Annotated in this window: 14 protein-coding genes; 6 read left to right on the top strand and 8 right to left on the bottom strand. The window is 33.5% G+C overall.

Annotated elements, in window-relative coordinates; all coding sequences use genetic code 11:
• Nucleotides 1-26: 26 nt before the first annotated feature.
• From AABL81_RS10815 to AABL81_RS10800, 4 genes are read right to left on the bottom strand one after another with little or no spacing between them, the layout of a single operon-like run.
• Nucleotides 27-545 (bottom strand): DUF2480 family protein, encoded by a 519-nt coding sequence (locus AABL81_RS10815; RefSeq protein ID WP_158209747.1) that lies wholly within the window; start codon nt 543-545, stop codon nt 27-29.
• Between the two features lie 2 nt (nt 546-547).
• Nucleotides 548-868 (bottom strand): iron-sulfur cluster assembly protein, encoded by a 321-nt coding sequence (locus tag AABL81_RS10810; protein ID WP_158209748.1) that lies wholly within the window; start codon nt 866-868, stop codon nt 548-550.
• 18 nt (nt 869-886) lie between these two features.
• Nucleotides 887-1,306: a SufE family protein gene (locus AABL81_RS10805; protein WP_326381826.1), complete on the bottom strand. Its 420-nt coding sequence runs from the start codon at nt 1,304-1,306 to the stop codon at nt 887-889.
• Nucleotides 1,307-1,333: 27 nt separating this feature from the next.
• Nucleotides 1,334-2,548 carry an aminotransferase class V-fold PLP-dependent enzyme gene (locus AABL81_RS10800; RefSeq protein WP_158209750.1) on the bottom strand — a complete coding sequence of 405 codons (1,215 nt, stop codon included), beginning with the start codon at nt 2,546-2,548 and terminating at the stop codon, nt 1,334-1,336.
• Nucleotides 2,549-2,737: 189 nt separating this feature from the next.
• On the opposite strand from AABL81_RS10800, the gene AABL81_RS10795 reads away from it, so the two are divergent.
• The 6 genes from AABL81_RS10795 to AABL81_RS10770 all read left to right on the top strand — a co-directional run bounded on the left by AABL81_RS10795 (nt 2,738) and on the right by AABL81_RS10770 (nt 9,608).
• Nucleotides 2,738-3,592 carry a heme/hemin ABC transporter substrate-binding protein gene (locus AABL81_RS10795; RefSeq protein ID WP_158209751.1) on the top strand — a complete coding sequence of 285 codons (855 nt, stop codon included), beginning with the start codon at nt 2,738-2,740 and terminating at the stop codon, nt 3,590-3,592.
• A gap of 4 nt (nt 3,593-3,596) precedes the next feature.
• Complete coding sequence (locus AABL81_RS10790; protein WP_158209752.1) at nt 3,597-4,628, top strand: FecCD family ABC transporter permease; 1,032 nt, start codon at nt 3,597-3,599, stop codon at nt 4,626-4,628.
• A gap of 2 nt (nt 4,629-4,630) precedes the next feature.
• On the top strand, nt 4,631-5,407 hold the full coding sequence (locus AABL81_RS10785; protein WP_158209753.1) for a heme ABC transporter ATP-binding protein: 777 nt from the start codon (nt 4,631-4,633) through the stop codon (nt 5,405-5,407).
• Between the two features lie 12 nt (nt 5,408-5,419).
• Nucleotides 5,420-6,460 carry a hemin-degrading factor gene (locus AABL81_RS10780; RefSeq protein WP_341341022.1) on the top strand — a complete coding sequence of 347 codons (1,041 nt, stop codon included), beginning with the start codon at nt 5,420-5,422 and terminating at the stop codon, nt 6,458-6,460.
• 425 nt (nt 6,461-6,885) lie between these two features.
• Nucleotides 6,886-7,863: a ribonucleotide-diphosphate reductase subunit beta gene (locus AABL81_RS10775; protein WP_158209755.1), complete on the top strand. Its 978-nt coding sequence runs from the start codon at nt 6,886-6,888 to the stop codon at nt 7,861-7,863.
• A 50-nt stretch (nt 7,864-7,913) separates the two neighbouring features.
• Nucleotides 7,914-9,608, top strand: a complete 1,695-nt coding sequence (locus AABL81_RS10770; protein WP_158209756.1) for a ribonucleoside-diphosphate reductase subunit alpha — start codon at nt 7,914-7,916, stop codon at nt 9,606-9,608.
• Between the two features lie 492 nt (nt 9,609-10,100).
• Here the strand turns inward: AABL81_RS10770 and sufD are convergent, their stop codons facing one another.
• The 4 genes from sufD to AABL81_RS10750 all read right to left on the bottom strand — a co-directional run bounded on the left by sufD (nt 10,101) and on the right by AABL81_RS10750 (nt 14,168).
• A complete protein-coding gene (gene sufD, locus AABL81_RS10765) occupies nt 10,101-11,417 on the bottom strand; it encodes a Fe-S cluster assembly protein SufD (protein WP_341341021.1) in 1,317 nt (438 codons plus the stop codon).
• Nucleotides 11,418-11,471: 54 nt separating this feature from the next.
• A complete protein-coding gene (sufC, locus tag AABL81_RS10760) occupies nt 11,472-12,224 on the bottom strand; it encodes a Fe-S cluster assembly ATPase SufC (protein ID WP_090404571.1) in 753 nt (250 codons plus the stop codon).
• 61 nt (nt 12,225-12,285) lie between these two features.
• Nucleotides 12,286-13,734, bottom strand: coding sequence for a Fe-S cluster assembly protein SufB (gene sufB / locus AABL81_RS10755; protein WP_090404574.1), 1,449 nt, complete (start codon nt 13,732-13,734; stop codon nt 12,286-12,288).
• Nucleotides 13,735-13,838: 104 nt separating this feature from the next.
• Nucleotides 13,839-14,168 carry a HesB/IscA family protein gene (locus AABL81_RS10750; RefSeq protein ID WP_090404579.1) on the bottom strand — a complete coding sequence of 110 codons (330 nt, stop codon included), beginning with the start codon at nt 14,166-14,168 and terminating at the stop codon, nt 13,839-13,841.
• Nucleotides 14,169-14,675: the final 507 nt, after the last annotated feature.

The following is a 14,675-nucleotide window of genomic DNA, read 5'->3' as shown; positions in this document are numbered from 1 at the left end:
TAAGAAAATGCTAAAAAGAAAAACTATCAACCTCTTTTTACCGCTCTCTTGAAGACAGGAACAGCCGAACAAGCTTCTCCAAACATCACAGAACGTGCATGATTCATCATTAATTGAGTTGCTAAAACATAAGCCTCTTCAGGAATCTCTTTTTTTGAACAACCTTTAATAATTACAGGCAAATCAGCATACTGTGTATAGTCTATTGCAAACAACAATTCTTGGAATATAGAGCTTTCTAAATGATGCTTATCTCCTAAATAAACGCGTTTTGCTATTGGTTGTAAGTGGCTTGTTAAAACCATATATGCCCAACCTGGTAAGATTGCATCTGTAGAACAATGTAATCCTACATAAGCATCTTGATAGATAGACCAATCAACTTCTTTCAAAGCCGCTCTAAAGTCTTTCTCTCTAAGAACAAACCCTTCATAAAGCCATTGCGCAATATCAATCTCCATTCTCGGATTTGTTGGATAAATATCCTCTAAATCGAAAACTACAAGAGCACTATTGGCTACTTTATTTACAATTTCTCCTTCCATGATTATAGCATTCCCAATTCTAACTTAGCCTCTTCACTCATCAAATCTTTAGACCATGATGGGTCAAATGTCAACTCAACCTCTACTCCTTTTACGTTGTCGATTGATTTTACTTTCTCTTCTACTTCCATTGGTAACGTTTCAGCTACTGGACAGTTTGGAGAAGTCAAAGTCATTAAAATCTTTACATCGTGAGTTTCGTTTACAAAAACATCGTAAATTAAACCTAACTCGTAAATATCTACTGGAATTTCAGGGTCATAAATAGTTTTTAAAACACGAACTATATTTTCTCCTAATTGTTGTACATCAATTGCTTCCATACCTTAACTATTCTATTTTTAGTGCTTCGCTTGATAAGCTAAAGCATACATTCTTATTTGTTTAACCATTGATACTAATCCATTTGCACGTGTTGGCGACAAATGTTCTTTCAAACCAATCTCATCAATAAAAGACAGGTCTGCATTTAAAATATCTTCAGCTTTGTGACCTGAAAATACGCGAATTAAAATTGCGATAATTCCCTTCGTTAAAATTGCATCACTATTAGCAGTAAACACAATATTTCCATTTGACTCCTCTGCATGTAACCAAACTTGCGATTGGCATCCTTTAATAAGGTTCTCTTCTACTTGATACTGTGCATCAATCAACGGAAGTCCTTTTCCTAATTCGATGATATACTCATATCGTTCCATCCAATCGTCAAACATTGAAAACTCATCAATGATTTCCTCTTGAGTTTCTTTAATTGTCATATTGTTGTAATTATTTTATTTCTCTATTTATGATAACATCATTTTTGCCTTTTTCACTGCAGCAATGAATGTATCGATCTCTTCTTTTGTATTGTAAAAACTAAAAGAGGCTCTAATTGTACCAGGAATACCAAAGAAATCCATGATTGGTTGTGTACAATGATGCCCTGTACGTACAGCAACACCTAATTTATCTACAATAACACCAATATCATACGGGTGAATACCTTCAATATTAAACGAAATAACAGAGGCTTTTTCCTTTGCTGTTCCTATAATCTTAACCCCTTCGATTTCAAGTAACTTCTCAGTTCCGTAAACCAATAGTTCGTGCTCATAAGCAGCAATATTGTCAAAACCAATCTCATTCATATAATCAAGAGCATATCCTAAAACAATTCCTCCTGCAATATTTGGTGTTCCTGCTTCAAATTTATGAGGCAAACACGCATAAGTAGTCTTTTCAAAAGTAACTGTCTTAATCATCTCCCCTCCACCTTGATAAGGAGGTAATTGATTCAACCACTCTTCTTTACCATACAAAACTCCTGTCCCCGTTGGTCCACAAACTTTATGTCCTGAAAACACGTAAAAATCACAATCTAATGCTTGTACATCTGGTTTAATATGTGGAGTAGCTTGAGCCCCATCAATTAAAACAGCAGCTCCAACTTCGTGGGCTTTCTTAATGATGTATTCAATTGGATTAATAGTTCCTAATGCATTTGAAATATGGTTAACAGCTACAACTTTTGTGTTTTTAGAAAGCAATTTATCATACTCATCCATTAAAAGCTCTCCGTTTTGATTCATTGGAATAACTTTTAACGTAGCCCCTGAACGCTCACAAGCAAACTGCCAAGGCACAATATTAGAATGGTGTTCCATAGCAGAGATAATAATCTCATCTCCTTCTTTCAACAAAGCTCCAAATCCGTTAGCAACAAGGTTGATACCGAATGTAGTACCTGCTGTAAAGATTATCTCTCTATCCTCTTTCGCGTTAAGATGCGCTTTTATTTTTTGTCTCGATTCCTCATACGCATCTGTAGCCAATTGACTAAGCGTATGTACTCCTCTGTGAATATTTGCATTTATCGTTTCATAATACTCAACAATAGCATCCTCAACCACTTTTGGTTTTTGCGCTGTTGCTGCATTATCGAAATACACTAAAGGCTTTCCATTTACTTTTTGTTTAAGAATTGGAAAATCCTCTCTAATCTTATTTATATCTAACATGCTATTACCCTTTTTATTATATCAATAAAATATTGACTCTCTTCAATAACAACTTTAGAAGCAAAGATAATAATTCATAAGCTTTGATGCTTATAATAATAATTTAAAATTAATCTAAATATGTTTTGTATAGCTTGAAAAAGATTCTATTTTTGCTGTAATTTAGATTTATTACAAATAACTACCATAATGAAAAACCTAACAGCTTTATTCCTTGTAGCAATCTCTCTATTGAGTTGCAATCAAAACAAAAAACAAGAATCAACTGATTCTACTGAAGTTAAAACAGAACGCATTATATCATTAAATGGTGCAATAACAGAGATACTTGCAGATTTAGGAGAAAAACAAAACATTGTAGCGGTTGATGTTACAAGTACTTTTCCAGAAGACCTAAAACAAACGGCAACTGATTTAGGGCATACATCTAAAATATCAATTGAAAGCATTATGGCGTTAAATCCAAGTATTTTATACGCTACAGAAAAAGATATGACAGATGAAATGAAAGCTCAATTGCAAAAATCAGGTATCCGCTTAGAAATCATTAAACAAGTTTTTACTGTTGATGGTACAAAAGATATGATTAAAACGATTGCAGAATCATTAAATAAAACAGATTATAACGACTTACTTACTCGCATTGACAAAGACTTAGAAGGGTTTCACAAGTTTGAAAAACAACCAAAAGTCTTGTTCATTTATGCAAGAGGTGCTGCAACATTATTAGTAGCTGGAGACGAGACTCCTGTAAACAATGTGATTTCATTAGCAGGAGGAATTAATGCTGTAACTGAATTCAAGGATTTCAAACCTCTTACACCAGAGTCATTATTGAATAGCAACCCTGACTATATCTTAATGTTTACAACAGGTTTAGAAAGTATGGGAGGCATTGACGGAGTTCTTAAAATAGATGGTATTAACCAAACTAATGCAGGTAAAAACAGAAAAGTTATCGCAATGGATGGTCAATTATTAGCCGGTTTTGGTCCAAGAGTTGGTCAAGCAGCAAAAGAATTAAATCACTTATTATCAGAATAATAAAATGCAGAAAAAACTCTCATTTTACGTTATTTGCCTAATTACAATACTTGTACTCATAGCAATAGCGTCTATTTTCATAGGAGTTTACCAATTTGAAGAGGGAGCTTTTCAAACTATTTACAAAATTCTATTTACACAAGAAGCAGTAAAAGCAAGTGATTATTACGTCTTTTTTGACGTGAGATTACCACGAGTACTAATGGCTATATTAACTGGAGCAGGTCTTTCCCTTGCGGGGACCTGTTTACAGGGAATGTTTAAAAACCCTTTGGCTTCACCTGATTTAATTGGTATTACAGCAGGATCAGTCTTATTCGCAGCGGTTACCATTGTCTTAGGTAGTTATGTCAAAGCAATTGTGCCTGAAGTTATTCACTACTCTCTTTTAAGCATTATGAGCTTTATTGGAGCAATGGTTACAATGACGTTTGTATATAAAATGTCAACACAAGCAGGAAAAACAAACGTTAGTATATTGTTGCTCTCAGGTGTTGCAATTACAGCATTAACAGGTGCTGCAACTGGACTACTTACCTATGTATCCGACGAAGAAGAACTGAGAAACTTAACGTTTTGGACACTTGGTAGTTTGGCTGGTGCAACGTGGACTAAAGTAGCTATCCTTGGTATTGTCATCCTTGGTGCACTTATTTTCTTAATAAACAAAGGAAAGGCTTTAAATGCAATGATGCTTGGAGAAAGAGATGCCTCACATTTAGGAATCCCAGTAGAAACCATCAAAAAGCGCATCGTTTTACTATCTGCTTTAATGGTAGGAACAGCAGTTGCATTTACAGGAACTATCGGTTTTGTGGGATTAATTGTACCCTATATCTTGCGATTAATCTTTAAATCGAACTACTATTTCATCCTGCCACTATCTACTGTTTGTGGTAGTATACTATTATTAGTTGCTGATACAGTAAGCAGAACCATCGTTCCTCCGTCAGAAGTTCCAATCGGAATATTGACATCTATTATGGGAGCACCGGTATTTATTGCCATTTTAATCCGATTCAAAAAATCTTTATAAGTATGATTGAAGCACAAAAAGTCAACTATAAGTCTAAAGAAAACTATATCATAAACAACATAGATTTCGACTGTCAAGCAGGAGAATTTATTGCTATACTTGGACCGAATGGAGCTGGTAAATCTACATTTTTAAGTGTCTTAGCAGACGAATTACACGAGAAGGGCAATAAGATTTTATTGAAGTCTTGCGATTATACCAAATGGTGTAAAAAAGAACTTCCAAAGCATAAAGCGAAATTCTCTCAACATCACAATGGCGATATCCCACTAAATGTAGAGGATGTTGTTATGATGGGAAGATATCCTTACTTTGACCATATCCCCACTGAAAACGACAAAAAAGCAATTCAAGATAGTATGGAATGCATAGATATTTGTCCACTGAAAGAACGAGAGTACAATCACTTATCAGGAGGAGAAAAACAACGTGTACACTTGGCAAGAGTATTATCACAATTGACCAATGACATCGAAAACAAACTGTTATTTTTAGATGAGCCCTTAAACAACTTAGATGTTCTCCACCAGCACAAAATTTTAGACTTAATCAAGTCTTTTACAGCAAAAGGAAACACAGCCATAGTTGTTATACACGACCTAAATTTAGCTGCTCAATTTGCAGATAAAATATTACTTTTAGAAAAAGGGAAGAAAGTTATATACGATACACCTCAGAATGTTTTAACACAAGAAATCATCACAAAAGTTTACAACTTTCCTTGTATCGTTACTCAAAACCCTGTCAACAATAACCCGCTAATTATATTTGGCGTTTAAAAAACAACAACAATGAACACAGAAACACTTACATTAAAACAACGTTGGGATGCTTTAAAAGCAGAAAATCCAACTATGAGAATACGCAATGCTGCTCAAGCATTGAAAGCAAGTGAAATGGAATTATTAGCAACACAAGTGGGTGACACAGTTACCCGTTTACAACCTTCTTTTGTTGAAATTTTATCAGAAGTTGAAACACTTGGAAAAGTAATGGCTTTAACGCGTAATGACGAATGTGTACACGAGCGAAAAGGAGTTTATAGCAATCCAGACTTTTCATCACCACACGCTGGATTATTTGTAAACCCTGATATTGATTTAAGAATATTCTTAAGCCATTGGAAAAAGGCTTTTGCTGTAGTAGAACAAGCAGGAGATAAACCAAGAAAGAGTTTACAATTCTTTGGAAAAGATGGAGAAGCAATTCACAAAATATATCTTGTACCTCAAAGTAATGATGAGGCATTTGACGCTTTAGTTTCAAAATACAAATCAGACGACCAAAGTACAGTTGAAACAACAGAAGCTTATATTCCAAGTTTAGACGAACGTTTAGATGAAGAAATAGACGTAGAAGGATTCCGCCAAGGTTGGAAAGACTTAAAAGACACACACGACTTTTATATGTTGTTGAGAAAATACAATGTAACAAGAACACAAGCATTGCGTTTAGCTCCTGATGCTTACTATGCTAAGCAAATTTCAAAAGAAGCAATTGTTACAATGTTAGAAACGGCTTCAGTAAAAGAATTGCCAATTATGGTGTTTGTAGGAAACAGAGGAAACATCCAAATCCACACAGGACCAGTGAAACGCACAATGTGGCATCAACAATGGTACAATGTTTTAGATCCAGATTTCAATATGCACTTAGATATGGACAAAATCAACCAAGTTTGGGTAGTAAGAAAACCAACGGAAGACGGTATTGTTACATCAATTGAAGTCTTCAACGAAATTGGAGAAATCATTGTTCAATTCTTTGGAAAAAGAAAGCCAGGAATACCAGAATTAGAAGAATGGAGAGAAATAATCTCATCTTTAGAATAATTAAAAAAAGCAGAAGTTATCCTTCTGCTTTTTTTATTTCGAGTAGTTACTCGACTAAAAACAGGAAAATCAAACAATGAAAAAAACACAAAAGCAATCCCTAAAATTTAAGAATACCAAAAAAATATTGGTACAATAAATAAATAAAAAACAGCCTAACTAAGACAGCCTGCTTAAAATTGATAATCACAAAAAAAACAATAACTTTAGTTATCAAACATTTGTTGATAACTATTCTTCTTCAATAAATAAAAATACTTGAAATCAATGTCTTATTAGTTTAAATTAGCATAGCTAACTTAGTCGCTTTTAGGGCTTAAAACATCGCAATATTTACTATATTAGTGCTTTACTACTTCACAGTATTTGATGTTTTTAGCCAATTACAAGGCACTAATAGTATTAACCTCAATAAAAATTAAGCTATGTCTATTTTTGATAAAAGAGTTAACTACAAACCATTTGAGTACCCAGGAATCTACCAATTTACTGAAGCAATTAACAAATCCTTTTGGGTACATAGTGAAGTGGACTTCACTGCAGACACACAAGATTTTCACTCTCACTTAACAAGAGAAGAGCAACTTGCTATTAAAAACAGTTTACTGGCTATTGCACAAATCGAAGTTGCTGTTAAAACCTTTTGGGGTAACTTATATCAACATTTCCCTAAACCAGAATTTAACGGTTTAGGAAGTACATTTGCTGAATGCGAATTCAGACATTCAGAAGCTTATTCAAGACTATTAGACGTACTTGGTTACAATGATGAATTTGAAAATTTATTGACGGTTCCTGTTATTAAAGAACGCGTTGAATACTTATCTTCTGTATTAGAGAACTCAAGTAATCAAACTGACCGTAAAAAGTATATTGTATCTCTTATTCTATTCTCTTTATTGATTGAAAACGTTTCTTTATTTAGTCAATTTGCAATCATTTTATCTTTTACAAGATTCAAAGGGTATATGAAAAACGTTAGTAATATCATCGCTTGGACTTCTGTAGATGAACAAGTACACGCTAACGCAGGAATCTATATTATTAATATCGTTAAAAAAGAGTTTCCAGATTTCTTTGACGAAGAACTTATCAACCACGTAAACGAGGTAATTGAGAAGTCAATTAATATTGAAAGCAAAATCTTGGATTGGATCTTTGAAGCAGGAGATATTGAAACAGTAAATAAGCACGATCTATTAAACTTTATGAAGTTTAGAGTTGACGAAAGTATGGAGAAAATTGGCTTGAAAAAAGTGTATAATATTTCATCAGAACAATATAACCCTATGGCTTGGTTCGAAGAAGAAGTATTTGCTAATAGCTTAGATGATTTCTTTGCTAAAAGACCTGTAGAATACACTAAACACGACAAGAGCTTTACTGCTGACGATTTATTCTAAATCGCTATTTCAAAAGCCTATTAAAACTAAAAAAAAAGAAAAAAGATACTATGAATAATTTTTCACTACCATTAATCTCTGAAGATAATCCAAACACTTGTGAAAAACTGTGGTGGAAGAACTCAGAAAGTGAGCAAATTCTAAACAGAGGTTACCTATTAAAAGGTGAAACTGTAGAAGGAGCAATCGACAGAATTTCAACTGCTGCTGCAAAAAGATTATACAAACCAGAATTAAAAGAGTCATTTCAAGAAATGATTGAAAGAGGATGGATGAGTTTAAGCTCTCCTATCTGGGCTAATATGGGAACAGAAAGAGGATTGCCTATTTCTTGTTTTAACGTACACGTGCCGGATAGTATAGAAGGAATTACTCATAAATTAGGTGAGGTAATTATGCAGACAAAGATTGGTGGTGGAACATCAGGATATTTTGGTAATCTAAGAGAAAGAGGAAGTGCTGTAACAGATAATGGTAAAAGTAGTGGAGCTGTTAGCTTTATGAAGTTATTTGATACTGCAATGGACACTATTTCTCAAGGAGGTGTTAGAAGAGGTGCTTTTGCAGCTTATTTAGATATTGACCACCCTGATTGTGAAGAATTTATTCAAATTAAAAATATTGGTAACCCTATTCAAAACCTATTTACAGGTGTTTCTATTCCAGATTACTGGATGCAAGAAATGATTGACGGGGATAGAGAAAAACGCCAACTATGGGCTAAAGTATTGGAAAGTCGTCAACAAAAAGGATTGCCTTACTTATTCTTCTCTGACAATGTAAACGGACATAAACCTCAGGTGTACAAAGACCTTAATATGCGTATTAATGCAAGTAACTTATGTTCTGAGATTATGTTACCTTCTTCTATGGATGAATCATTCATATGTTGTTTATCTTCTATGAACTTAGAGTTATATGACGAGTGGAAAGACACAGAAGCTGTTAAATTAGCAATCTTCTTCTTAGATGCTGTATTACAAGAATTCATAGAAAAAACAGAAGGAAACTACTACTTAGCCTCAGCAAACCGCTTTGCTAAGCGTCATAGAGCTTTAGGTTTAGGAGTTTTAGGATGGCATTCATACTTACAAAAGAATATGATTCCATTTGAAGGATTACAAGCTAAAATGATTACTAATCAAATCTTTGCTGACATTAGTAGCAAAGCTGATAAAGCAACACAAGACTTAGCGCGTATCTATGGTGAACCTGAAATATTAAAAGGATACGGTAGAAGAAATACAACCACTATGGCTATTGCTCCTACTACTTCATCATCTGCTATCTTAGGTCAAACATCTCCTGGTATCGAACCATTTAGTAGTAATTACTATAAAGCAGGTTTATCTAAAGGTAACTTTATGCGTAAAAACAAATACCTTAAAATGCTTTTAGAGGCTAAGGGAATGGACAATGAAGAAACGTGGAGAAACATTATGTTAAGCGGAGGAAGTGTTCAACAACTTGAAGGCTTAACTGATGAAGAAAAAGCTGTATTCAAAACATTCAAAGAGATCAGCCAGCTTGAGATTATTCAACAAGCAGCGATCAGACAGAAATACGTTGATCAATCACAAAGTTTGAACTTAAACATCCCTTCTGGTTTACCAATTAAAGATGTAAACAACCTTATGATTGAAGCATGGAAACTTGGAGTTAAAACATTGTACTACCAACGTAGTCAAAGTGTTTCTAAAGAAATGGTAACAAACTTAGTTTCTTGTAGCAGTTGCGAATCGTAATCACAAGAACTTAAAATACAAAAAAAGAGTGAACTATATAGTTCACTCTTTTTTTGCTCTAAAATCAAAAAGCTTTATATTTTATTCTCTTACCACTATAAACCAATACAAGCCATCTAAAGCAATTTCTATCAAAATACCACGTGAACTTTATTAAACTACAAAAACAGCCTTAAAGTCACTATAATTCAGTAATATCAACACATTACAAGCCAACTCACCTCCAATTACTGTTAATAGCGAAATAATTTATTCTAACTTATTTTCTTTTCATAAATAACTTTGGCACAATATCTGTAAATAGAAAACGCAACAACAAAATAACAAAATTTCTTTTTCATCAAAAGCCTAATTAGAGCCAATAATTAGGCTTTTACTTTTTAGTAAAGACATACAATAAAATATATATCATTCTTAGCCCAAACTAACACAAAAAAAGGGATTACTCAGTAGAGCAATCCCTTTTTACTATATGATAATTCTAAAGTTCTATTAGATATCAAATCCCATAGAAACACCAAGTTTACTTGCAATAACCTTAGCTACTTTAGATTTTAATTCTGGAATTTTTACAGACTCCATTACTTCATCTGTAAACGCGTACATCAATAAAGCTTTAGCTTCTTTTTTCGGAATACCACGTTGACGCATATAGAACATTGCATCCTCGTTTAACTGTCCGATTGTACATCCGTGAGAACACTTAACATCATCAGCAAAAATCTCTAACTGAGGTTTAGCATAAATATTAGCTTTCTCACTTAACAAAATGTTGTTACTCTTTTGGAAACCATCTGTTTTCTGAGCAATTTTATCAACGTAAATTTTACCGTTAAACACCCCTACAGAGTTACCATCATAAATACCTTTATAATTTTGGTGACTCTCACAGTTTGGTTGATTGTGAGAAACTAATGTATAATGGTCAACGTGTTGTTTACCATCAATCAATGTAATTCCTTTTAACGTACTATCAATACGCTCACCATCTTGGTAGAAATTAAGGTTGTTTCTTGTCAATTTACCTCCGAAAGAGAACGTATGAACAGAAACTCTACTTTCTTGTTTTTGTTTAACGAAAGTATTGTCAATTAACGTACCTGTTTCTAAGTCATTTTGCAACTTATAGAAATCAACAATAGCACGTTTATGCGCTACAATTTCAGTTACAGAGTTAGTAAACACGTTAGATTCAACGATACTTTGGTGTCTTTCTAAAATTTGCACGTGAGCATTTTCACCTACAACAACTAAGTTACGAGGTTGCACTAAAAGCGCTTGGTCTTCCACTGTAGATAAGTAAATAATCTCAATCGGTTTAGCAACCACTGTACTTTTAGGGATATTAATAAAAGCTCCTTCACTTGCAAAAGCAGTGTTTAAAGCAGTTAAACTATCCTCTTTATCAGCACAAGTATTGTAGAAAGAGTCGATAATCATTTTATACTTCGGCTTAGTAAAAGCAGAAGACATTAAACAAACATCAAGTCCATCGTGAGTAGTTGACGATAAATGAGAACTAAAGATTCCATTGATAAATACCAATTTGTATGTATCAGAATCACTTAAGAAATACTTCTTAACGTCTTTATATTCAACCGCTACTTCTTTTTTAGGAAAAACACTAAAATCATTCTTTAAAATAGAATTTAATGATGTGTACTTCCAAGCTTCCACTTTTTTAGTAGGGAAACCTTTATTTTCAAATGTCTTAAGACCTTCTAAACGGATATTGTGTAAACTTTCGTGTTCACTAAGTCCTTGTTCAAAAGCGACAAAAGACGATAATAATTTATCTTTAAGCTCCATAATTATTTCTTTGCAATTAGATTAAAATGATTGATTTATAAGATTCTATTGAGACTATTTCCCTAAAGATTCTTTAATCCAATCGTATCCTTTTTCTTCTAATTCCAATGCTAATTCTTTACCTCCTGTTTTCACAATTTTACCATCGTATAAAACGTGTACATAGTCAGGAACGATATAATCTAATAAACGTTGGTAGTGCGTAATTAAAACAACAGCGTTGTCTTCGCTTTTCAACTTGTTAACTCCATTAGCAACGATACGTAAAGCATCAATATCCAATCCTGAGTCAGTCTCATCAAGGATAGCTAATTTTGGCTCTAACATAGCCATTTGGAAAATCTCATTACGTTTTTTCTCACCACCAGAGAAACCTTCATTAAGAGAACGCGACAAGAATTTTCTGTCGATTTCTAATAACTCAGCTTTTTCTTTGATTTTTTTCAACATTTCACTTGCAGGCATCTCTTCAAGACCTTGAGCCTTTCTTGATTCGTTGATAGCCGTTTTCATAAAGTTTGTCACAGAAACTCCAGGAATCTCAACTGGGTATTGGAAAGACAAGAAAACACCTTTATGAGCTCTTTCTTCTGGCCCTAATTCGTTTAACTCTTCTCCTTCTAAAATAATTTCACCTTCCGTTACTTCGAAAGCTTCATTACCAGTAATTACAGAAGATAAAGTACTCTTACCAGCACCGTTAGGTCCCATAATAGCGTGTACTTCACCAGCTTTAACTTCTAAATTAATTCCTTTTAATATTTCTTTATCTTCAACACTTGCGTGTAAATTTTTTATCTGTAACATAAAATTGTCTTTTTAAAATTTTGAGGGTTTGTAAACTAAGTTGAACTAAGAATCTAACATCTTAACCAACACTTCCTTCTAATGAAATCTCCAATAATTTTTGTGCTTCCACAGCAAACTCCATTGGCAATTTATTTAAAACTTCTTTAGAGAAACCATTAACGATTAAAGCGATAGCCTTCTCTGTAGGAATACCACGTTGGTTACAGTAGAAAATTTGATCTTCACCAATTTTACTTGTTGTAGCCTCGTGCTCAATTTGAGCAGTAGTATTCTTAGCTTCAATGTAAGGGAAAGTATGAGCACCACATTCGTTACCCATTAACAATGAATCACATTGAGAGAAGTTTCTTGCGTTCTCAGCTCTTGGTCCCATATGAACCAATCCTCTATAACTATTTTGTGATTTACCAGCAGAAATACCTTTAGAAATAATCGTTGATTTCGTATTCTTACCTAAGTGAATCATTTTAGTACCTGTATCCGCTTGTTGGAAGTTATTCGTTACTGCGATTGAGTAGAACTCACCAACAGAATTATCTCCTTTTAAAACACAAGAAGGATATTTCCAAGTAACAGCAGAACCTGTTTCAACCTGAGTCCAAGAAATTTTTGCATTCTTCTCACAAAGACCTCTTTTCGTCACAAAGTTGAATACCCCACCTTTACCTTCACTGTCTCCAGGGAACCAGTTTTGAACAGTAGAATATTTAATTTCAGCATCATCCATTGCGATTAACTCAACAACAGCAGCGTGTAATTGGTTTTCATCACGAGATGGAGCAGTACATCCCTCTAAATAAGAAACATAACTTCCTTCATCAGCAATTACTAACGTTCTTTCGAACTGACCAGTACCTGCTTGGTTAATACGGAAATACGTAGATAACTCCATCGGACAACGAACACCCTTAGGAATATAACAGAAAGAACCATCTGAGAATACAGCAGAGTTTAATGCTGCATAGAAGTTATCTGTTTGAGGCACTACAGACCCTAAATATTTTTTAACTAACTCAGGGTGGTTTCTAATCGCTTCAGAAATTGAACAGAAAATAATACCACGCTCAGCCAAAGTTTCTTTAAAAGTAGTTGCTACAGAAACAGAGTCCATAACAATATCCATTGCCACACCAGACAATCTTTTTTGTTCATCTAAAGAGATACCAAGTTTTGCAAACGTTGCTAATAACTCAGGGTCTACTTCGTCTAAACTTTTATATTGATCTTTTTTCTTTGGTGCAGAATAATAAGAAATAGCCTGAAAATCAGGTTTAGTATATCTTACATTCGCCCATTCTGGTTCAACCATTTCCTTCCAAATACGGAAAGCCTCTAAACGCCATTCAGTCATCCATTCAGGCTCTTCTTTCTTTGCAGAAATAGCTCTAACAATATCTTCATTTAAACCAATAGGAAATGTCTCTGATTCTATATCAGTATAAAAACCATACTCATACTCCTTGGTTTCTAATTCTTTCTTTAAATCTTCTTCTGTATACTTACTCATATATTTTACTTAAAAGCAAATACGGTGTCGTACGCTTCTTTAATTTTAACTAATTATCAAAAAGGAAGAAAAACGAAATAAATCCCGCTTTTCTACCATGAGTCTTATAATGAAAAACTTTCACCACAACCACAAGTTCTACTTGCGTTAGGATTGTTGAAATAGAATCCTTTTCCATTCAATCCTCCTGAATATTCTAAAGTAGTTCCTACAAGATATAAAAAGCTCTTTTTGTCAACAGCGATTTTCACACCATTATCTTCGAAAACTTTATCATCTTCACCAACTTCGCGATCAAAATTTAATTGATAAGAAAGTCCGGAACATCCTCCACTTGTCACCCCTACGCGAACATAATCCACTGTAGAATCAAACCCTTCATCTTCCATCAGAAGGGCGACGCGTTTACTCGCTATATCTGAAACCTTTATCATACCTTTTTTTAAAATAGATTAGTTCTAAATGTAAGATGCAAAGGTATTATAAAAAAACGGTTTCTAATAGTAACTAACATATTTATAACGATTAGAAGTTTAAATACTAATATCAATAAAAACTATAGTTTGAACCCTGTTTTAATTATTTATTCCTAAGTCATTTAGTAAAAAAACTACTAAAAACGGAACGCTAAAAACAGACATAAAAAACTACTTTCACTCCCTTTTAGTCTTAAAACTACTAAAAACGCTATTTCTTATTAATTCAAATTAATGAAAATAAGCCCCTATTAAAACCAACTTACTATAAAACAATATTTTACATCGTTTAAAGGCAACTAATCCAACTATAAAATTCGGACTTTATTCCTTTAAAGACAAATGAAATACTGAAAAAAAAAACAACTCTTTGCTTTAGTATATCATCATCAAAAGGTAGTTTTAAAATCTTGACCCGTCCTAAAATAACTGTACAGTTTTAAAACAGTTAAAAATGGAAAATAG

The organism is Myroides sp. C1519, from assembly GCF_038039755.1.
Taxonomy (GTDB): Bacteria; Bacteroidota; Bacteroidia; order Flavobacteriales; family Flavobacteriaceae; genus Flavobacterium; species Flavobacterium phaeum_A.
Note: the sequence above shows the minus strand (reverse complement) of the source record. Positions and strands in the feature narration are given on the sequence as shown.

What these genes read in the sequence shown, in the direction of transcription:
- AABL81_RS10815 (WP_158209747.1), bottom strand. Translation starts at nt 545, where the DNA reads ATGGAAGGAGAAATTGTAAATAAAGTAGCCAATAGTGCTCTTGTAGTT.
- AABL81_RS10810 (WP_158209748.1), bottom strand. Translation starts at nt 868, where the DNA reads ATGGAAGCAATTGATGTACAACAATTAGGAGAAAATATAGTTCGTGTT.
- AABL81_RS10805 (WP_326381826.1), bottom strand. Translation starts at nt 1,306, where the DNA reads ATGACAATTAAAGAAACTCAAGAGGAAATCATTGATGAGTTTTCAATG.
- AABL81_RS10800 (WP_158209750.1), bottom strand. Translation starts at nt 2,548, where the DNA reads ATGTTAGATATAAATAAGATTAGAGAGGATTTTCCAATTCTTAAACAA.
- AABL81_RS10795 (WP_158209751.1), top strand. Translation starts at nt 2,738, where the DNA reads ATGAAAAACCTAACAGCTTTATTCCTTGTAGCAATCTCTCTATTGAGT.
- AABL81_RS10790 (WP_158209752.1), top strand. Translation starts at nt 3,597, where the DNA reads ATGCAGAAAAAACTCTCATTTTACGTTATTTGCCTAATTACAATACTT.
- AABL81_RS10785 (WP_158209753.1), top strand. Translation starts at nt 4,631, where the DNA reads ATGATTGAAGCACAAAAAGTCAACTATAAGTCTAAAGAAAACTATATC.
- AABL81_RS10780 (WP_341341022.1), top strand. Translation starts at nt 5,420, where the DNA reads ATGAACACAGAAACACTTACATTAAAACAACGTTGGGATGCTTTAAAA.
- AABL81_RS10775 (WP_158209755.1), top strand. Translation starts at nt 6,886, where the DNA reads ATGTCTATTTTTGATAAAAGAGTTAACTACAAACCATTTGAGTACCCA.
- AABL81_RS10770 (WP_158209756.1), top strand. Translation starts at nt 7,914, where the DNA reads ATGAATAATTTTTCACTACCATTAATCTCTGAAGATAATCCAAACACT.
- sufD (WP_341341021.1), bottom strand. Translation starts at nt 11,417, where the DNA reads ATGGAGCTTAAAGATAAATTATTATCGTCTTTTGTCGCTTTTGAACAA.
- sufC (WP_090404571.1), bottom strand. Translation starts at nt 12,224, where the DNA reads ATGTTACAGATAAAAAATTTACACGCAAGTGTTGAAGATAAAGAAATA.
- sufB (WP_090404574.1), bottom strand. Translation starts at nt 13,734, where the DNA reads ATGAGTAAGTATACAGAAGAAGATTTAAAGAAAGAATTAGAAACCAAG.
- AABL81_RS10750 (WP_090404579.1), bottom strand. Translation starts at nt 14,168, where the DNA reads ATGATAAAGGTTTCAGATATAGCGAGTAAACGCGTCGCCCTTCTGATG.